The following is a 19,862-nucleotide window of genomic DNA, read 5'->3' as shown; positions in this document are numbered from 1 at the left end:
TACAAAGTATCGAACATCTAATTTGATACTTCTTAAATAAAGGAGACAAAAAAATGAGTGGAGGTCTTTATTCAACTGATTCCAACGATTTTGATAAAACGTTAGATCTAAGCAAGATCAAGCCATACGGCGATACCATGAATGATGGTAAAACTCAGGTTAGTTTTACGCTTCCTGTTGCAAAGGGCGAAGAAGCTATTGAAGCTGCCAAGCAAATGATGCGTAAAATGGGTTTTGAAAATCCTCAGGTGGTAATGGTTCAGGAGTTGATGGAAGGATTTACTTTCTTCAATTGCTACGGTAACTGTACTCACACTGTTGATTACACAAGTATTCATGTTCCTAAAGTAGAATCGACTACTATGGATATGCATGAAACTGATGAGTTTGTTAAAGAAAACATTGGACGTCCGATTCGAGTGGTTGGTGCAAGTACTGGTACTGATGCACACACAGTAGGAATCGACGCAATTATGAATATGAAAGGTTTTGCAGGTCATTATGGCTTGGAAAGATATGACATGATGGAAGCCTTAAATATGGGTAGCCAGGTGCCAAACGAAGAGTTCATCGCCAAAGCAATCGAGATGGAAGCAGATGTTCTTTTGGTATCGCAAACAGTTACTCAAAAGGATGTTCATATCAAAAACTTAACTGAACTTGTGGAGCTTTTAGAAGCAGAAGGATTGCGTGAAAAAGTAATCTTGATTTGCGGAGGCCCACGTATTTCACACGAACTTGCAAAAGAACTTGGTTACGATGCAGGTTTCGGAATGAACAAGTATGCTGATGATGTAGCATCTTATGCTGCTCAGGAATTAAGCAGAAGATTGAATGGATAGTATATCGTCAAACTGACCAATAACTAATAAAACATGGATAAAAAAGAAATCAGAGAGGTAATTGCTAAAAGAGCTGCTCTCGAATTAAACGACGGTGATGTGGTAAATCTGGGAATTGGTTTGCCTACAATAATCCCTAACTATGTTTCGGCAGATGTTAACGTGACTTTACAATCGGAAAACGGAATGCTTGGTATGGGTGCTGCTCCTGCTGAGGGAGAAGAAGATCCTGATTTTGTAAATGCTGGTGGTGGATACATTACTTGCAAAGAAGGAGCTAGTAGCTTCGATAGCTCTGTTTCTTTTGGAATCATTAGAGGTGGTCATGTTGATGTAACAATTTTGGGAGCTCTTCAGGTTGATGAGCAAGGTAATCTTGCAAACTGGATCATTCCTGGAAGATTAACACCTGGAATGGGTGGTGCTATGGACCTAATTGTGGGTGCTAAACGTGTAATTCTTGCAATGGAACACACGGCTAAGGGAAGACACAAAATCTTGAAAGAGTGTAATCTTCCATTAACAGCTGCCGGTCAGGTTAATATGATTATTACTGAAATGGGAGTAATGGAAGTTGTACCTGAAGGTATCGTACTTAAGGAGTACAACCCTTTATTTACATTGGAGCAAATTCAGGAAGCTACTGATGCAAAATTGATTATTGCTGAAGATTTAATTGAAATGCGTAAAAACTAAAGATATGAGCAAAGTATATATTGTTGCAGCAAAACGTACTGCAATAGGAAAATTTTTAGGAACATTAACTCCTGTAAAAGCTGCTGATTTAGCTGCTACAGTAATTAAAAATATTGTTGAGGAAACTAAAATTGATCCAGCAAACTTAGATGAAGTTGTGGTAGGTAACATCCTTATGGCTGGTCAAGGTCAGGGAATTGCTCGTCAGGCTTCTATTAAAGCTGGTATTCCTCAAGAAATTCCTGCTTACGGAATCAACATGATTTGTGGTTCTGGTATGAAAACCATCAACTTGGCTTATGCAAACATTAAGGCAGGTGAAGCAAACATGATTCTTGCCGGGGGTACAGAATCTATGTCTGGTTCTGGTTTTGTGATGCCTGGACAAGTTCGTGGCGGACACAAAATGATGGATTTGAAAGCGGTTGACCACATGGTATTTGATGGTTTAACTGATGCTTTCGAAGGATATCACATGGGTATTACAGCAGAAAATATTGCAGATAAATATAACTTGACTCGCGAAGAGCAAGATGCTTTTGCTTTTGCTTCTCAGCAAAAGGCTGCTGCGGCTCAAGACAATGGTAACTTCAAGAATGAAATTGTTCCTGTTGAGATCAAATCTCGCAGAGAAACTATTGTATTTGACGCTGATGAATTCATCAACAGAAGAACCAATGAAGAAAAGCTAGGTGGTTTGCGTCCTGCATTTAAGAAAGATGGTACTGTAACTGCTGGTAATGCATCGGGTATTAACGATGGTGCTGCTTTTGTATTGGTTGCATCAGAAGAGGCAGTTAAAGAGCATGGTTTAACTCCATTGGCGGAAATCGTAGCTACTGGTCAAGGTGGTGTAGATCCTGCAATTATGGGTATGGGACCAGTTCCTGCTGTTGCTAATGTATTGAAGAAAGCTGATATGACTCTTGAACAAATGGAAGTTCTTGAATTAAACGAGGCTTTTGCTGCTCAATCATTAGGAGTTGTGAAACAATTGTGCGAAGATCACAAAGTTGACATGGATTTCTTCAAAGAGAGATGTAATGTGAACGGTGGTGCTATCGCTTTGGGTCACCCAATTGGTGCTTCAGGAACACGTATCACTGTAAGTTTGATTCACGAAATGAAGCGTACTGGTAAAGAGTACGGTTTGGCTTCACTTTGTATCGGTGGTGGTATGGGTACCGCATTAATTTTGAAAAACGTGTAATTAGTACTGAGTAGGTAAAACGCAGTAAAAAAATATCTTATCTCAAATGCCCTTAATTAGGGCATTTTTGAGGTGAGAATAGGGGTGAATTGCATTAAACCTACTAACATCTAATAAAAAATATGGATTTTAGCTTAACAAAAGAACAAGTGTTGTTTCAGCAAATGATTAAAGATTTTGCTGAGAGAGAGGTAAAGCCTTTAGCTGCTGAGGTGGATGAGCAGGAACGTTTTCCTATCGAAACTGTAGAGAAAATGGCAAAAATTGGAATTATGGGGATTCCAATTCCTAAGCAATATGGTGGCGCTGGTGGTAACAATGTAATGTACTCTATGGCTGTTGAAGAATTATCAGCTGTTTGTGCTACTACTGGTGTAATTGTATCAGCTCATACTTCATTGTGTGCTGCTCCTATTATGGAGAATGGTACAGAAGCACAAAAACAAAAATACCTTCCAAAATTGGCTTCAGGTGAGTGGATTGGTGCTTTTGGTTTAACAGAGCCTAACGCAGGTACCGATGCTGCAGGTCAGCAAACTACTGCTGTTGAAGACGGTGATAACTATATCATTAATGGTAGTAAAATCTTTATTACCAATGCTGAATATGCTCATGTTTATGTGATTTTTGCAATGACGGACAAGTCGAAAGGTACTCGTGGTATTACTGCATTTATCATTGAAAAAGGAACTCCAGGTTTCTCAATTGGTAAGAAAGAGAAGAAAATGGGTATCCGTGGATCTGCAACTTGTGAGTTGATTTTCGAAAACGTAGTTCTTCCAAAAGAGAACATGTTAGGAAAATTGAACAAAGGATTCGGTATTGCAATGAAAACTTTGGATGGTGGTCGTATTGGTATCGCTGCACAGGCATTAGGTATTGCACAAGGAGCGATCAATGAAACTGTTCGTTACGTGAAGGAAAGAAAGCAGTTTGGTCGCCCGATTTCTGGTTTCCAGAACACTCAGTTCCAGTTGGCAGACATGAACACCAAAACTGAAGCTTCTCGTATGTTGGTTCGCAAAGCTGCCAACAAGAAAGATCAGAAAGTTCCTTATTCAGTTGATGCTGCAATGTGTAAACTTTACGCTGCTGAAACAGCAATGGAAGTTACCAATAAAGCAGTTCAGCTTCATGGTGGATATGGATATACAAGAGAATATCCTGTTGAACGTATGATGCGTGATGCGAAGATCACTGAGATCTACGAAGGAACTTCAGAAGTTCAGAGAATGGTGATTTCAGCGAATATGCTGAAGTAATTAAGGCTATTATTACGTAAATAATAAAAGAAATGAAAATAGTTGTCTGTATTAAGCAGGTACCGGATACTACCGAAATTAAAATAGATCCAAAAACGGGTACTTTGATCCGTGATGGTGTGCCAAGTATCATGAACCCGGATGATAAGAGTGGTTTGGAGATGGCACTTCAATTGAAAGATGAAAATGGAGCTCACGTAACAGTAATTACCATGGGACCTCCTCAGGCTGATTTAATTCTTCGTGAGGCTTACGCTATGGGAGTTGATCGTGCGATCCACTTAACAGATAGAAAATTTGCCGGAGCGGATACTTTGGCTACTTCTCATGCTTTGGCTGGTGCATTGAGAAAGATCGATTTTGATCTTTTGATCACAGGTCGTCAGGCGATTGACGGTGATACTGCTCAGGTAGGTCCTCAGATTGCTGAGCACCTTGATTTACCTCAGGTATCATACTTGGAAGATTTGAAATTTGACGGTGATAAAACTTTCACTATGAAGCGTCATATCGAGGAAGGTTACCAAATGTTAGAGGTAGAAGCACCTTGTGTTGTAACTGTTCTTTCATCAGCTAACAACCCTCGTTACATGAGCGTTGGAGGTATTGTTGATGCTTACCAGAATGAAGTGGAAGTTTGGGGATTCAACGAAATTGAAGTTGATGAGAAAAACCTTGGATTGAAAGGTTCTCCAACAAGTGTACATAAAGCATTTGCACGTGGTTTGAAACCAGCAGGTGAATTGTACGAGGTAGAGACTGATGAGGCAGTAGGAATCATCATCAAGAAATTAAAAGAGAAATTCATTCTTAACTAATATATAGCCATGAATTTAGAAGATTACAAAGGGATTTACGTTTTCATTGAACAACGTGAAGGTGTTATTCAGAATGTAGCTTTAGAGTTGTTAGGACAGGCTAGAAAATTAGCTGATGAGTTGAACGACAAAGTGTATGCAATGTTATTGGGACACAATATTGCTGATCAGGCGCAGAGCTTAATTGCAAGTGGTGCTGATGAGGTAATTGTTGTGGATGCTCCTGAATTGGCAGAGTATACTACAGAACCATATACACAGGCAATTTGCCAGATTATTGAAGACAGAAAACCAGAATCGATGTTGATCGGTGCTACGACTTTGGGTCGTGACTTAGGTCCTCGTGTTTCAGCTCGTGCAGCAACTGGTTTAACAGCAGATTGTACTAAGATTGAAATTGGTAAAAAAGGAGAGTTGTTGATGACTCGTCCTGCTTTCGGAGGTAACCTAATGGCAACTATTGCATGTAAGAATCACCGTCCACAAATGGGTACTGTTCGTCCGGGAGTATTGTTCGCAATGGATGCTGACGAAAACCGTACTGGTGAAGTTGTGAACTACGAAGTGAAATTCAACACTGCCAAGTTCAAAGTGAAGTTGTTGGAAACTGTAAAAGAAGATACGGATTTGATCGACATTACTGAAGCTAGAATTTTGGTTTCGGGTGGTCGTGGTATTGGTAATGAAGAAGGTTTCAAAGCAATGGACGGATTGGCTCAGACATTGGAAGCAGAAGTTTCAGCTTCTCGTGCAATGGTTGATGCTGGTTATATCGGACACGAGCGTCAGGTAGGTCAAACAGGTAAAACTGTTCGTCCTGACTTGTATTTCGCATTTGGTATTTCTGGAGCTATTCAGCACGTTGCTGGTATGGAAGAATCAGATTTGATTATCGCAGTGAACAAAGATAAGGATGCACCAATTTTCCAGGTAGCAGATTTGGGTATCGTGGGGGACGCTAAACAAATCATTAAAAAGCTTACCGAGCGATTGGAAAAGTAATTTTGGGGTAACCACTAACTAAAAGTTGAAAGACCTGCTTAGAATCATTCTGGCAGGTCTTTTTTGTCAAGGGGTGACTGATAAGCATCATGTAAATCAGTCACCCCTTGACTGGTAATCCAGCAATCCTAATTCTTTTGCCTTACTCTTGTCTACTAACTTTCCATTTCTAAGGGAAGCATAATCTCTTGCAGAAGAAAACTCCCAATCGATGCTCTTCGTTACAATACCTGCTTTAACAGGATTTTGGTGTATGTAATCGAAGCAGATCTTCGGATAATTTTTAGGAGATGTATCAATTTGAGTAATTCCATTGCTTATGAACCATGCTGTGGATACGTCATTAATTTTATCAAGACAATTTGCTTTTGTAGTCATTCGAAATAAAGAACCACTTCGGTTTTCAGCTTTATTTATGGCTCGTGTATAGGACCGAAGCATAATTGCAATAGAATCGTTTAAGGTGCGATATTTTTTAGAGGGTTGAAGGGATGAAGCTATTTCGTTGTTTAATTCAGGAGACGTGATGTTTAGTTTACGAACAGATATCATTAAATGAAAATGATTAGGCATTAAACACCATGCAAAAATGTCTGCAAAAGGAGAGATGTGAGTTCTTATTTTCTTCAGAAAAAGAAGATAATTATCTCGATTGAAGAAGATTTTTTGGTGATTGTTACCTTGGTTGTATACATGGAAGAGGTAGTCTTTCTCGAAATTCATTATCTGTTTGTTTTTACAGTTTGATTTAAGTAATCAAGTCAAGGGGTGACTGATTTACATATCGCTTATTAGTCAACCCTTGACAGGTGTAATCTAACAGGATGAATTGTTGTCCATATCATATGCATACTTTATCAGATAAAGACCTTTAGTTGAACTTTTGTCACTTTTTTTAAGTCCCTTTTTTATTTGATCGTAATAGGTTTGTAGAATGCAAAACAATTGCATAACTTTTTCATCTGTTTGGGGAATGTCAAAATATTCAGAAAGATTCAAAAAGCAATCTCTGGTAATACTGCCAATAGTTGAAGCATTTTCAAACATACTTTTAATGTAGTTTTCACCTCCATTTCCTGGGTGTATTTTACTTCTGATCTCTACATATCTTTTAACCAAATAGGGATGATAACCGTGCTCGAAAAAATAAAAACACATTAAGGATTCAACTATATCTCTAAATGAAAACATTAAGTCTACAGGATCAATTTGATAGACATCCAGATCGAAAAGTTTTTCTTCTCCAGATGGCTCAAAGCAGGTATCCAAAGCCATTACGCTATAGTAAAGAAATACTTGTAATTCTTCATCTTCTTCTGTTAATTCCTTTTCAAGTTTAGCTGGGTAATCTAACATTAACCTCTTCCAGAGATTCGTTTTGCCATCCAATAGGCTTAGGAGATCTTTGCGCATAGTTTAATATTAAGAAATTAATTAGTGTTAAGTTTGTTTGTAAAGGATAATTGAGGAAAATTTTATCCGGAAAGAAAGAAAATGTAATTGTAGATTATCATTTTATTATTGGCTTTAAAATTAGAATACTAAAGTTAGTAAAGCAGAAGAATTATAAAAATAATAATGGAAAATAAATGATCATAAGAAAAAAATAAACATCAAGATTGATAATTCTGAGTAAGTATCAGGGGGATTACTAACTAGTATCTTCAAAATTGACTATACCTTTTCTTTATATTGTGCCACTTAGCTGGTAGTAGAAAGGCCCTGCTAGAACTTCTAGTAGGGCCTTTAAAACTTGAAATAAACTGCTTATCTATTGCTTTACTATTTTTCGGGTAATCGTTTCGTTTTCCGATTGAATTTTTAAAATATAAATGCCTTTACTGTATTTCGAAATATTGATTTTTTCAGTACTTGAATGGGATTCTTTTTGAAACTTGATATGACCAGTTAAATCGTAAAGATAAATCATACGGTTTCCTCTTTGTTCAAAATTAATATTCAATTCTCTAACAACTGGATTCGGATAAATTTGAACAGAAGCTGTACGTATGTCATCAATACCCGTGGCAATATCAACTGTAAAGCTTATTGTAGTTTCTGCAGCTTCGTATTCGTCATTTCCTGCCTGAATTGCTTTTACTTCAACAGTTCCTGTCTGGTTAAAAGTAATATTGTTGCCATTAATGTTTGCATCTCCCGAAAGTATTTCAAATGTAACTTCAAGGCCAGAACTTGCAGTAGCTTGTAATTCTATTTCGTCGTTTGCTTTAACTGATGAAGGAGTTGCTAAAAATTCTATAGTTTGTTCTTTCTTAGTAATATTTATTCTTGAAGTTTGTAAAATGGTGGAATTAAAAAAATCATTGAACATCTTGCAATAAAAACTCCCAGATTGTAAGAACTTAAATATCCCAGATCTAATTTCTTTGATAGTACCTGAACTTACTTCGTTATTTTCTTGATTATACCATTTGAATGATGTTTTGGTTCCATTAAATTCGGATTCTATTGAGTAATCAATTTCAAAGCCATACTTTTCGTTTTGTTCTTTAAAAACTAACTTATTAGAGGTGTATTTCAAACTTGTATAATAGTCCTTGACTTTTTTAAGCTCCGAAAATGGAAACAAATTGTTATTACATTTTAAATCATATAAGTTAGTGTTTTTGCTAATATCTAGTTTATTCAATAAATTGTTAGAACAATACAATATATTCAAAGAGGTATTTTTACTAAGATCCAAATGACTAATTTTATTATTGTAACAATCTAATCTTTTTAAATTGAAATTATTGCTAATGTCAAGTTTTTCTAATTTGGTATTATAGCAATATAATGTCTCCAAAAGTTCATTTTTGGATAAATCCAAAGTGCTAATCTTTGTATTTCCGCAAAGTAAGCTCGTTAATTTAGTATTGTTACTAACAATCAAAGTTTCGATATCATTCTCTTCACAGAACAACTTCTCTAATTCAGTGTTCTTTGATACGTTAAGTTGTGTTAATTCGGCACCCATGCAATTTAGAGACTTCAATTTAGAATTATTGCTGAGGTTTAAATCCTTAATATTAGTATTGAAACATTCCAATTCTTGAAGTAGAGTATTTTTGGATAGATCTATCTTACTTAAAGGATTGTCTCCACAATTTAAGGTTGTTAACTTGGTATTTTTTGAGATGTCAAGATTGCTTATCCGGTTATAAGAACAGGTGAGTGAGGTTATGTTAGGAAATTCCTCAATGCCAACTACATTTTCAATATCTCTTTCACTTATCCAGATATCACCAGTATATTGTTTTGCTTCGTTTATAGATATTTCAGCATCTTTATTTGTATTAATTTCAGAATTGTTAACTAGAATCTGCTTGAAATTTTTATCTGGAATGCTTACAATTTTTTCTACAGATTTAATTCTAATGTTGTTTGTTTGGAGGATTAGGTCGGGAAAAGTTTTATTTGTCATTAGGCAATAATAGGTCCCTGCTTTTAGAAATTGAAAAATTCCAGGTTCTAATTGTTTTACATTTTCAATACTAACTTTTCCAAGAATCACTTCATACCATTCGAAAACTGTTTGTTTGCCATTTATTTCATATTCTTTGGAATAGTCTAGTCTGAAAGAAATATTTTCTTCTAATGGGTAAAATATTTTCTCATTAGGATAATAACTGAATAAAGGAAATAATTCTTTTATAGCTTGTAATTCTGAAAAAGGAAAGTTGTTTTGGCTACAATGTAGTGTGTTAATATTGTTGTCACTGGAAATTTTTAATCTGCCTAATTTGTTATTGTAACAATTTAATTTCGAAAGTGTTTTAATATGACTTACATCTAATTCCAATAAATTGTTATTTGCGCAGTTCAATTCAGTCAAAGATGTATTGTTCTCTAAGTTTAATGAATCTAATCCAGTGTCTGTTATGCTTATTGTTTTTAAATTAATGTTTTGACTAATATCTATTGTTGATATTTGACAGTTTGAGCAGTCAAGAATTGTTAATAAATGGTTTTTAGATAAATTTAAATTTGTTATTAAATTATCGGAACAATATAATTCTTTAAGATTTATATTATTTTTTATATCCAGATTAGTGATTTTATTATTATAACAGCTTAATGTTAAAATATTGGGATTGTTGCTTAAGTTGATGTTTTCAATTGAATTGTACTGGAAATCTAAATAATTCAACTCTGAGTTTTCGTCAACATTTAATTTATTAAGGAGGTTCTGATTGCAATCTAAATCTGTTAAATTAGTGCATCCAGTTAAAATTAGATTATGAATTTGATTGTTATAGCAATGTAATAGTTTTAGTTTGTGATTATTGCTTACGTTTAAGGTTTTGAGATTATTATTGTAGCAATCAATAGATTCTAGAATTGAATTATCGGCAAAGCTAATTTTATTTATAAAATTATCATAACAATAAAGTCTTTCTAACTTTAGGTTTTTACTAAGATCAAGAGTAGTAATTTTATTGTTTTGGCATTGGAGCATTGTGATATTTATGAAATGTTCAATTCCAGTAAGATCACTAATTGATTTATCTCCTAAGTATAATGCTCCATTGTACTCTTCTGCTTCAGAAATTGAAATATGATTATCATTATTCGTATTAATAAGAGCATCATTAATTAAAGCCTTTTTAAAATTAGCATCGGGAATGTTAATGTTTTGTGCCTGAATGGCAAAGGGTGCAAATAAGAATATTAGAAGAGTAAAGATTTTAACCATATTGATTTATTTAAATAGTTTGTTTATTGCAAAGTCTCAATGTATAACTTAAAAAGTTACAAATTCGATTGTTTCGTATGTTTAATGGTGTAATATTTTATTATAGTTAGGTGTTGTATTAATAGTAAACAAATGTAATGAAAAATATAATCTAAGATTACTGTTTAGTACTAAGATCGATTTGATGTGAATCTTAAAAGGCTATTTGTCCTAGTAAATAAAGATGTGTGTGGGGTTGTTGTGAGATGGATTATTGGAAGAAAAAGACTAGTATATGATAAAGATAAATTGTAGAGTGAAGTGTCAATGTGTGTTTTCTTAAGATGAATTGAAATTTTATTACTTAGATTTATAGGAAATCATAATGAGAAATGTTAGAGTTTAACTTTGACATGCATATCTGTTGATTAAAGTAAAACGAAATGCAAATGATGGAATGAGAAAGGGAGTAGGTTTATTTCAAAACATCCTTAAGTACCAAAATCAGATCCTCGAGTACCAAATTTACATCTTAAAGGATCTCAAAAACATCCTGGAGGATGTAAATTATATCCTTCGAGACCAAAATTAGGTCTTCGAGCATGTCCCAGACATCCTGCAGGACCTTCAAAACATCTTCAAGGACCAAAAAAACATCCTCGAAGATGTTTTGGAGCTACCCTTAGGGGGTAGGAAGGTACCCTTTGGGGGTCGGGAAGTACCTGTTGGGGGTAAAAAGGTACCCTTTTAACGAACTTAGGTGATAAAACAAAAAAATCTCCCTTGCAGGTGTGACTAAGGCCTGTAGGGAGATTCACTCTACAAAAAGAAGTTACTTATTCAGCAACTTCCTTATTCTTTTTGTGATTAGGATACTGTTGCTTTAGTTCTTCGTAAATTGGCTTTGCACTAGGTACATTGTCTTTAGCAGCTTGTTTTACATTGTTGTAGTAAGTAAGCGCTTGACGATAAGCCTCATTTCCACATAAAGCAATTGTATCGTTAATCAAACTGTCTAACTCTTTGATTTGTGAACCTATTGGAGCTAGATCATTCCAAGCTTGTAAATCAATACTCCATTCATTCTGATCTAAATAGCTTGGCAGAAATTCTGGATTCTGTTTTGAAAACATCAGGTTTTTGTTTACAAAACTTAGAGATCTATCGCCCAAAATTAACATTGACTTTTTTTCGTCGGGAGTAAGACTGGTTAATAATGGACTGAGGGTGTCTTTTAATGATTTTAAAGCTGCATTGATTGCAGTCTTTTGCTCATCGGTAAATTGAATTTTTACCTTGTTTTCTGTACTCATAGGATGAAAATTAAATAAGTAAATAATTCGATTACAGTCTATAATCGTAATTAAAGTTAATAAATAAATTTTCAAACAAACAAATATTATGGAATAAAATATTGAATTAACTTAAAGAAATATAGGTATTTATTGTGTTGTAGTTATTATAAATAAAGGAAGACATTGGAATGTCCTTTTTTTATATTTTGTTTTTAGATGACCAATAATTTGTGCGAACTATTCACAACGAGAAAGAAGCTATGCATAGAAGCAAGGCAAAATATTAAATGTTATCTACCTCAGCTCAGTTCCTTTAAAAAGTCGTTTGATGTTTGCAGTATGTCTAACAAATATGAATAGAGAGCAAGCCAATAAATAAAGGATTGTATGTTGATCGCGCCCCAGGAAGTAGGCTGACAGCGGAAGACAAATGGCAATTGCCATTGAGCCTAGGGAAACAAACTTAAATCCCTTTTTCACAATAAAATAAATTGCAACAGAAATGAAAACAGATATGGGAGCAATTAAGACTGAAGCTCCCAAAGTGGTATTAACACCTTTTCCACCCTTAAATTTTAGAGCAAAACTAAAGTTGTGACCGAGTATTGTTGCCAATGCAACAAAGTAAATCAGCAATTGGGAAATGCTGAGGAGTTGGTATTCTTGAATAAGAAGGACAAATAAGACAGGCAATAATCCCTTGGCCATATCGGTAATTTGGGTGTAAATGGAAATTTTACTGCCTGCAATTCTTTTTACATTGGTAGAACCGATATTGCCACTCCCGAAATTGCGAATGTCTTTTCCGGTTGAGATTTTGGTATAGACATATCCTGCAGGGAAAGATCCCAACATATAAGCTATCAGAATTAGTGCATAGTCCCAAAAGAATGTCATTCGAGTTGTTTTAAGATATTTTTGGCTTGTTCAATGTGCTCTTCTGCTCTAAATTGTGAATTAAAGATATGAACAATTTTCCCCGATCTGTCAACCACATAGGTAACTCTTCCGGGTAAAAGACCAAAAAAGTTGGTAGGTACTCCAAATTGCTTGCGTACCGTATTGTTTACATCACAAAGTAAGTTGAAATTTAGTCGGTGTTTTTCGGCAAACTCTTTATGACTGCTAACCGATTGCCCGCTTATGCCAAAAACTTCTGCATTTAGATGGTTGAAGTCTTCGTACTGATCACGAAAACTACAAGCCTGTTTCGTACAGCCTGGCGTATCATCTTTTGGGTAGAAATAAATCACGAGATTCTGTTTTCCGATAAAATCTTGGATGTTGATGAGTTCTCCATTTTGGTTTTGAAGTTGAAAGATTGGGATTTGATCACCGATTTGTAATTCTTTTGATTTGTTTGCCATTGCTGATATTGGAAGAATAAGTATGATTATTAAAATTAATGTCTTTATGAACAGGGGCCAAAGAAATTGGCTGGAATGATCCTTTATTTTGATATGTGTTGCTTTCTGTATCATGATAAACCCATTTGATTTATTGTACTTGCTTTTTAGGAAACCATGGAAAAAAGGCATTGGTTCTCTCCACATAATCCTTGTAAGCAGGTTTGTCTGTAGTTAAAGTTCTTTCCAACATGGCAACACCCGATATTTTAATGATGAGGTAAGTCATTAGCAGGGAACCCAGAACAAACCAATATTGTTGAGCGGCAATGGCAAAGAGTGCATAGCTCCACCAAACAGCCGCATCTCCAAAATAATTTGGATGCCTGGTATACTTCCAAAATCCTGATGAAAGCACTTCGTCTTTGCTTTTTCTTTGGCTTCTAAATTTGGTCAACTGGTAATCACCACCTGCTTCGAAACTGATTCCGACAATCCAGAGTGCTATTGCTACAAAATCAAAAACATTTAAAGGAGTATTTTCTTCTGTTAGGTATACACCAAACAAAGGAGAGGCAATCATTAACATTAATACTCCCTGCAAAAGGAAAACCTGGAAATAACTGAACCACCAGTAGCGGTGTGCGCCGTAATCTTTCCTGAATTTTTGATATCTGAAATCTTCGGGTTTGCCTACATTTCGAATGAATAAATGGATGGTGAGGCGTAAGCCCCAAATGGCAACCAGGGCAGATAAAATGATTTGGCGCAGCGATAAACTATCGGCTGTAAAAAACAGGTAAGTTGCGATTATAACAAATCCAAATCCCCAGAAAATATCTACGATACTGACATTTTTAATGTAAACACTGTACATCCAAAGCAGTGTTACCAAAACGATAATAAGGATGCTTGCATTGAGATATAAATTCATAATTTCTAATCTAATTGTTCAATCTTAAAACAATAAAAAATTGAAAATGTTCCAATCAAATTACTATGACTTTGATATTGTCACTTCAAGTGAGATTATCAATATTGGGTTTTAGAATTTGTATTGGTAATCCCACTTTAAGTGGGAAAGCTAGGGAGTAGAGTTATTCGAATTGAAAAGCAACAGCAACAGCTCCTTCTCCTGCATTCATGCCAATAACAGGCGAAATGTTGATCACTTCAACCGGAGCTTTTCCCAAGAGATCATTCAAACGAATGCCAAAGCTTTGAGCAACCTCATGATTATTGGCGTGCAGTATGATATAGTTCCAGATTTTTTGATCTTTCTTCAGATTCAGAACATGCTTTATGACTTTGTTGATATTGGCTTTCTGACCAATGGCTTGTCCAAATAATTTTGATTCTCCCAATTCGTTAAGTGATACAATCGGATTAATACTTAGAAACATGGCAAATTTTCCCACTACTGGAGGAACACGACCTCCTTTAATCATGGCAGTTAAACTCTTAACACTCACAAATATCTTGGTTTTATTTAGCCACGAATCTAGCTGGGAAAGAATGGTATCAATGTTTTCTCCTTGTTCAATCGCTTTCGCGATACGCAGGACTGCCAGACCTAATCCACCAGATACATTGCGAGAATTGATCACATGTATTGGAATATTGAGCTCTTTTTGTACCCTTTCGGCTGCTTTTTGAGCACTGCGGAAAGTGCCACTGAATTTCTCAGACAAATGAATGGAGATGATGGCATCGTAGTTCTGAGCCATCTGGGAATAGGTGTTTACAAAAGTATATTCATTAATTTGAGAGGTTTTAGGAAAATGATCCGATTTATCTAAAAGCTCATAAAACTCTTTGGCTTTAAGGGTTACTCCATCGAGATATTGGCTATCACCAAAAGAGAGGTGCAAAGGCATTACATTCACCTGGTAAGAATCGATAATTTCTTGCGGTAGATCGCAGGTTGAATCGGTTACAATTCCAATTTTCCATTTTTGATTCTTACTGATTTCACTCTGCCTTAACATATCGTCAACCTTTGGAGAATTAATGGTGGCAAAGCTTTCCAATTGATGAAAGAGCTCCGATGGATGGTTGGTATGCACATGAACCCTGCAAGAGCTTTTCCCTCCATTAATTACTACAGAATCGCCATTTTTATTTAATATCTCTTTGATTTCTTTTAAGGGAATAGAAGAGTTTTTAAGGATGGCTTCTGTACAATATCGATAATTGATATCTTCCAAATGCTCAATGGTAGCAGTAGCGGAAGGAATGAAATTAGGCGACTTTATTCTATCGATAATTCCATGATTCACAAAATCCATAACACCCTCAATAAATACCACAAAGCCCTTTGCTCCAGCATCAACAATGTTGTGCTTTTTTAAAACTGCCAACTGATCGGTAGTTTTTTTAAGTGATGTTTCTAATACTTGCATGGATTCATTCAGAACTTGTTTGAACTCTTCCAATTGTTTCCGTTTAGAATAGAGAAATTCAGACCAGTCTTTGATTACCGTGAGCATGGTTCCTTCAACTGGTGTACCTATCGATTCGTAGATGTATGGAATTGAAGATTGAACACTCTCAACAAACTCTAGAAAGCTGATACTCTTTTTCTCTGATGTTTCACTGCTTAATCCGTACAGAAACTGGGCCATGATGATTCCTGAATTCCCTCTTGCTCCTACCTGCGCTGCTTCTGCAATCTGATCGACCATGAATTTGTAGGATACATTGGGAGAAATGCGATCCATTACTGATCGCATGGTAGACGCCATATTACTGCCTGTGTCCTTATCGGCAACAGGATATACATTAATTCGGTTCAGCTCATTCAAGTTTTTTATCAACTTGTTGGCTCCCGCCAGAAAGGCGAAGTAGAGGTAACGACCATCGATATTTTGCATGGTATTCATATGTGATTCTTAAGATTGACTTTAAGGTACTTATATTATTGCATTTTGAAAACTACTTGACTATAAACAATTGTACCGACCGAAAAGTTTAATACTGATTTTACACGCTAAATACCTTTTGAAACATTAACCTGCAGAAGTCGATTTACTAATTCTTACAACACATAGGCATGAATCAGGCAATGTTTCTCGTCGAGAAATATTATAATCTTCGGCGAAGAGTACTACAGATTTCGACGAAAAAAGTTGAAGTCTTCGACGAGGATTATAATGTAAGAATTACGATCCCTATACCTATTCAAGTAAATGAGGTGTGATATGTGATGTTTGTTACAAGGGCAAACTCATCTTCGATTGAATTTGTAGATGCAAATGACTTTTACAATGTGTAGACAAAAAGAAAGGAACCCATCACTAACAGACAGATTCCTTTCGAGCTAACTTAAATGTACTACTACTCTTATTGCTTAATGATTTTAAAGCTTACGATTTCGCCTTGGTTGATAAAGTGAATAAAGTACAGACCGGCCGAGTACGAACTTAAGTCAATTGTGGTTATAGGGTTTAATTTTTGTTGAATAATTAGTTTACCATTTGCATCGAATAATTTCAATTGAATATTGGTGCTGTAATCGAAATTATTACTTAAATCAATAACCACTTTACCTTTAGTTGGATTTGGATATATCGAGATGTTTTCTTTGATTAAATCTTCAATACCCACTAATATTACTTCAACAGCTTCAGATCGTTCCGATTTACATCCATATTGATTCCAAACCTCTACTGTGTAATTTCCGTCTTGTTCTGGTGTAAATTCTTGAGAGGTTTTTCCCGCAAGAATTTCATCATTCAGATACCATTGGAACTCTTCTTCGTATGTTGATGAAAGTAATCCATTCTCATAGGTAACCACTGGAGTTTCCGGTAATTCCTGGAAAGTAACTGTTGCTTCATCAATTGACGAACATCCATTTTCAGCAACAACTTTTAGAGTGTAAACTCCAGTAGTAGTTACATCAAGAGTGTTAGTTCCTTCTACATCATTCCAGAAATACTGGGCATATTGATCAGACACTGTGAAACTGAAAGAATCATCTTCACAAACATCAACATCATCGCCTAAATTAATATCAGGAACATCAATAAAAGTAACGGTAACTGCGTCTTCTGCTTCACATCCATTATCATCTACTACCCTTAACTGATAATCTCCCGCAACAGTTACCGTTAACTGGCTCGATCCTTCTGTGTTATTCCAAAAATATTTAGAGTGGTTGTCCTCAACCGATAGAATAACCTCTTCACCATCGCAAGCAGTTTGGTCATCGCCTAAACTAACAACTGGCAAATTGTTAATGCTTAGTTGAATCTGGTCGCTTGCTTCACAACCATTTGCATCAATCACCTTTAGTGTATAGCTGCCTTCTGTATCTGCAATGTATTCATTGCTTCCTTCTATATCATTCCAAAAATATTGGGTAAATTGATCACTTACGCTAAATGTATGCTCATTTCCTTCACAGATTTGTACGTCAGAACCCAAATCAACAATTGGAGACGTATGGAATGAAAGGTTGGCCACATCAGTAGCTTCACATCCATTTGCATCAATCACTTTTAGTGTGATATTACCTTCTGTTGATGCTGTAAATTCATTGCTACCTTCCACATCGTTCCAGAAATATTGAGCAAATTCATCAGTCACACTAAATGTGTGTTCATTGCCTTGGCAGATTTGAATATCTGCTCCTAAATCAACAGTTGGAGGCGTATGGAATGAAAGGTTGGCTACATCAGTAGCTTCACAACCATTTGCATCTATAACTTTAAGTGTGATATTTCCTTCGGTTGATGCGGTAAATTCATTGGTGCCTTCCACATCGTTCCAGAAATATTGAGTGAATTCATTACTCACGCTAAATGTATGCTCATTGCCTTCGCAAATTTGTACATCGTCACCTAAATTTACTGCAGGGGATATGAAGAATGATAGATTTACTATATCAGTAGCTTCACAGCCATTTGCATCAATCACTTTAAGTGTGATGTTTCCTTCGGTTGATGCAGTAAATTCATTAGTGCCTTCCACATCATTCCAGAAATACTTTGCAAATTCATCGGTTACGCTAAATGTATGTGAACTTCCTTCGCAGATTTGTACATCGGCACCCAAATCAACAGATGGGGCAGTAAAGAACGACAGGTTTGCCATATCACTGGCTTCACAACCATTTGTGTCTACTACTCGAAGGGTATAATTACCTTCTACTCCAGTAGTGAATTCGTTGGTGCCACTAGCATCGTTCCAAAAGTATTGCTCAAAATTATCGGTAATACTAAAGGTGTGCTCGCTGCCTTGGCAAATCTGAACATCAGTACCTAAATCAACCGTTGGAATTGTATGTATGGTAATAAAATCTGTCATGGTAGAAACATCCGATTTTGAATATGTATCGTTAGTAGTGGTTAACTTTACGGTATAGGAACCGGATGTTTCATATGTGTGATTTGGATTTTCTTCTGTACTAGTGTTGCCATCACCAAATTCCCACAAATAGCTTTCACCATCAGTAGAATTATTGGTAAACTGCACAGTTAAAGATCCACAGCTTTCTGTTTTGTCGGCTGTAAAACTGCTTGTAACATGAGGTAATCTTTCAATGGTATCTGTACTCACAACACTCCATAAGTTGGAATCATCTTTAAATTGAAAATGGATCAATTGATTATCACCTATTGGGATATGGTTCAGATTAATAACAGTATTTAAGTCTAAAGGAGTTATGTCTTCACTTAAATTTACCTCTTCAACAGTACTAATATCATCATTGAACCAATAACGATAAGCAGTAAGTTTTCTGGCAATTAGTTCAGATTCATTTCCATACTTTCTAAACATAGATGTTACAGGAGAGCTCCACAGCCCCGAATCGTCTCTAAATCGGAAGTGAATGGAATGAAATCCATTAGATAACTCTTTTGTATTCTGAACTTGACTTATTGCAGCAGTTTCTGCCAATGGAAGTTCTGAACTAATTCTGTTATCGAAATCATCATCAATCCAATATTCGAACTTATTAATTTTTCTTACCAATGCTTCACTTCCAGCATTGTATTTACGGAAAAATGAAGTTACAGGTGTACTCCATTGATTGGTATCATCTTTAAAACGAAAATGGATAGAATGAAAACCGTTCGAGAGACTTTTTGTATCGATTACCTGATCGATGTTCACACTTGTATTTGCAGGAATTGAAGATGAAATTCTATTGTCAAAGTCATCATCAACCCAACATTCAAATTGATTCACTTTTCTCACCAAAGCTTCGCTTCCAGCATTGTACTTTCTAAAAAAAGTAGTTACAGGAATACTCCACTGTTTGCTATCATCTTTATATCTAAAATGAATGGAGTGAAAACCATTTGATAAGCTTTTTGTATCAATTACCTGATTGATGTTTGCAACCTCACTTATGGGTATTGCAGATGTTTGCCTATTGGAAAAATCGTCGTCAATCCAATATTCAAAACTGTGTATCTTACGCACAAGCGCCTCGGTTCCTTGAGGGTATATTCTAAAAAATTCCGTAATAGGAACCGACCACCTGTTCAGATCATCTCTAAACCTAAAATGGATAGAGTGAAATCCTTCTGACAGGTTATCAGTGTTAATGTTACTGCTGATTTCAACTGTTGCTGATGCCGGTTCGTCTACTGAAATCCTGGTATCAAATTGGTCATCGATCCAATATTCATATTTGGTAATATTTTGAGAGAATATTGGGAGTATGGAAGAAAAAAGCAATAATATGAGAATTACTTTTTTCATTA

The 19,862-nt window shown here is 35.6% G+C and carries 15 protein-coding genes; 6 read left to right on the top strand and 9 right to left on the bottom strand.

The window, feature by feature from the left end:
• Positions 1–53 precede the first annotated feature (53 nt).
• The 6 genes from kamE to DF185_RS19565 all read left to right on the top strand — a co-directional run bounded on the left by kamE (position 54) and on the right by DF185_RS19565 (position 5,830).
• Positions 54–842, top strand: coding sequence for a lysine 5,6-aminomutase subunit beta (kamE, locus tag DF185_RS19590; RefSeq protein WP_110362827.1), 789 nt, complete (start codon positions 54–56; stop codon positions 840–842).
• Between the two features lie 33 nt (positions 843–875).
• Complete coding sequence (locus DF185_RS19585; RefSeq protein ID WP_110362825.1) at positions 876–1,538, top strand: 3-oxoacid CoA-transferase subunit B; 663 nt, start codon at positions 876–878, stop codon at positions 1,536–1,538.
• 4 nt (positions 1,539–1,542) lie between these two features.
• Positions 1,543–2,748 carry an acetyl-CoA C-acetyltransferase gene (locus tag DF185_RS19580; protein WP_110362823.1) on the top strand — a complete coding sequence of 402 codons (1,206 nt, stop codon included), beginning with the start codon at positions 1,543–1,545 and terminating at the stop codon, positions 2,746–2,748.
• A 122-nt stretch (positions 2,749–2,870) separates the two neighbouring features.
• The gene (locus tag DF185_RS19575) at positions 2,871–4,010 is read left to right on the top strand and encodes an acyl-CoA dehydrogenase (RefSeq protein ID WP_110362821.1); all 1,140 of its coding nucleotides are present in this window, start codon (positions 2,871–2,873) and stop codon (positions 4,008–4,010) included.
• Positions 4,011–4,042: 32 nt separating this feature from the next.
• Positions 4,043–4,828: an electron transfer flavoprotein subunit beta/FixA family protein gene (locus DF185_RS19570; RefSeq protein ID WP_110362819.1), complete on the top strand. Its 786-nt coding sequence runs from the start codon at positions 4,043–4,045 to the stop codon at positions 4,826–4,828.
• A 9-nt stretch (positions 4,829–4,837) separates the two neighbouring features.
• Positions 4,838–5,830: an electron transfer flavoprotein subunit alpha/FixB family protein gene (locus DF185_RS19565; protein WP_110362817.1), complete on the top strand. Its 993-nt coding sequence runs from the start codon at positions 4,838–4,840 to the stop codon at positions 5,828–5,830.
• Between the two features lie 96 nt (positions 5,831–5,926).
• Here the strand turns inward: DF185_RS19565 and DF185_RS19560 are convergent, their stop codons facing one another.
• The 9 genes from DF185_RS19560 to DF185_RS24120 form a co-directional block, all read right to left on the bottom strand.
• On the bottom strand, positions 5,927–6,553 hold the full coding sequence (locus DF185_RS19560) for a hypothetical protein (protein WP_110362815.1): 627 nt from the start codon (positions 6,551–6,553) through the stop codon (positions 5,927–5,929).
• A 93-nt stretch (positions 6,554–6,646) separates the two neighbouring features.
• Positions 6,647–7,243: a hypothetical protein gene (locus DF185_RS19555; protein WP_133250097.1), complete on the bottom strand. Its 597-nt coding sequence runs from the start codon at positions 7,241–7,243 to the stop codon at positions 6,647–6,649.
• Positions 7,244–7,601: 358 nt separating this feature from the next.
• Positions 7,602–10,526, bottom strand: coding sequence for a T9SS type A sorting domain-containing protein (locus DF185_RS19550; protein ID WP_110362811.1), 2,925 nt, complete (start codon positions 10,524–10,526; stop codon positions 7,602–7,604).
• A gap of 815 nt (positions 10,527–11,341) precedes the next feature.
• Entirely contained in the window at positions 11,342–11,818 is a 477-nt protein-coding gene (locus DF185_RS19545; RefSeq protein ID WP_110362809.1) for a hypothetical protein, read from the bottom strand.
• Positions 11,819–12,094: 276 nt separating this feature from the next.
• Positions 12,095–12,697, bottom strand: coding sequence for a glycerol-3-phosphate 1-O-acyltransferase PlsY (gene plsY / locus DF185_RS19540; RefSeq protein WP_110362807.1), 603 nt, complete (start codon positions 12,695–12,697; stop codon positions 12,095–12,097).
• Positions 12,694–13,281: a peroxiredoxin gene (locus DF185_RS19535; protein WP_207784707.1), complete on the bottom strand. Its 588-nt coding sequence runs from the start codon at positions 13,279–13,281 to the stop codon at positions 12,694–12,696. The genes plsY and DF185_RS19535 overlap by 4 nt, the downstream gene beginning before the upstream one ends.
• A gap of 16 nt (positions 13,282–13,297) precedes the next feature.
• Complete coding sequence (locus tag DF185_RS19530) at positions 13,298–14,080, bottom strand: DUF1295 domain-containing protein (RefSeq protein ID WP_110362805.1); 783 nt, start codon at positions 14,078–14,080, stop codon at positions 13,298–13,300.
• A gap of 163 nt (positions 14,081–14,243) precedes the next feature.
• A complete protein-coding gene (locus DF185_RS19525) occupies positions 14,244–16,028 on the bottom strand; it encodes a DegV family protein (protein WP_110362803.1) in 1,785 nt (594 codons plus the stop codon).
• A 460-nt stretch (positions 16,029–16,488) separates the two neighbouring features.
• Positions 16,489–19,860, bottom strand: a complete 3,372-nt coding sequence (locus tag DF185_RS24120) for a PKD domain-containing protein (RefSeq protein WP_110362801.1) — start codon at positions 19,858–19,860, stop codon at positions 16,489–16,491.
• Positions 19,861–19,862 lie beyond the last annotated feature (2 nt).

The sequence above is a fragment of the Marinifilum breve genome (assembly GCF_003202155.1).
Classification (GTDB): domain Bacteria; phylum Bacteroidota; class Bacteroidia; order Bacteroidales; family Marinifilaceae; genus Marinifilum; species Marinifilum breve.
This window is presented reverse-complemented; position numbering and strand designations above follow the sequence as displayed.

Coding starts and splice junctions, on each gene's coding strand:
- kamE (WP_110362827.1), top strand. CDS start 54: ATGAGTGGAGGTCTTTATTCAACTGATTCCAACGATTTTGATAAAACG.
- DF185_RS19585 (WP_110362825.1), top strand. CDS start 876: ATGGATAAAAAAGAAATCAGAGAGGTAATTGCTAAAAGAGCTGCTCTC.
- DF185_RS19580 (WP_110362823.1), top strand. CDS start 1,543: ATGAGCAAAGTATATATTGTTGCAGCAAAACGTACTGCAATAGGAAAA.
- DF185_RS19575 (WP_110362821.1), top strand. CDS start 2,871: ATGGATTTTAGCTTAACAAAAGAACAAGTGTTGTTTCAGCAAATGATT.
- DF185_RS19570 (WP_110362819.1), top strand. CDS start 4,043: ATGAAAATAGTTGTCTGTATTAAGCAGGTACCGGATACTACCGAAATT.
- DF185_RS19565 (WP_110362817.1), top strand. CDS start 4,838: ATGAATTTAGAAGATTACAAAGGGATTTACGTTTTCATTGAACAACGT.
- DF185_RS19560 (WP_110362815.1), bottom strand. CDS start 6,553: ATGAATTTCGAGAAAGACTACCTCTTCCATGTATACAACCAAGGTAAC.
- DF185_RS19555 (WP_133250097.1), bottom strand. CDS start 7,243: ATGCGCAAAGATCTCCTAAGCCTATTGGATGGCAAAACGAATCTCTGG.
- DF185_RS19550 (WP_110362811.1), bottom strand. CDS start 10,526: ATGGTTAAAATCTTTACTCTTCTAATATTCTTATTTGCACCCTTTGCC.
- DF185_RS19545 (WP_110362809.1), bottom strand. CDS start 11,818: ATGAGTACAGAAAACAAGGTAAAAATTCAATTTACCGATGAGCAAAAG.
- plsY (WP_110362807.1), bottom strand. CDS start 12,697: ATGACATTCTTTTGGGACTATGCACTAATTCTGATAGCTTATATGTTG.
- DF185_RS19535 (WP_207784707.1), bottom strand. CDS start 13,281: ATGATACAGAAAGCAACACATATCAAAATAAAGGATCATTCCAGCCAA.
- DF185_RS19530 (WP_110362805.1), bottom strand. CDS start 14,080: ATGAATTTATATCTCAATGCAAGCATCCTTATTATCGTTTTGGTAACA.
- DF185_RS19525 (WP_110362803.1), bottom strand. CDS start 16,028: ATGAATACCATGCAAAATATCGATGGTCGTTACCTCTACTTCGCCTTT.
- DF185_RS24120 (WP_110362801.1), bottom strand. CDS start 19,860: ATGAAAAAAGTAATTCTCATATTATTGCTTTTTTCTTCCATACTCCCA.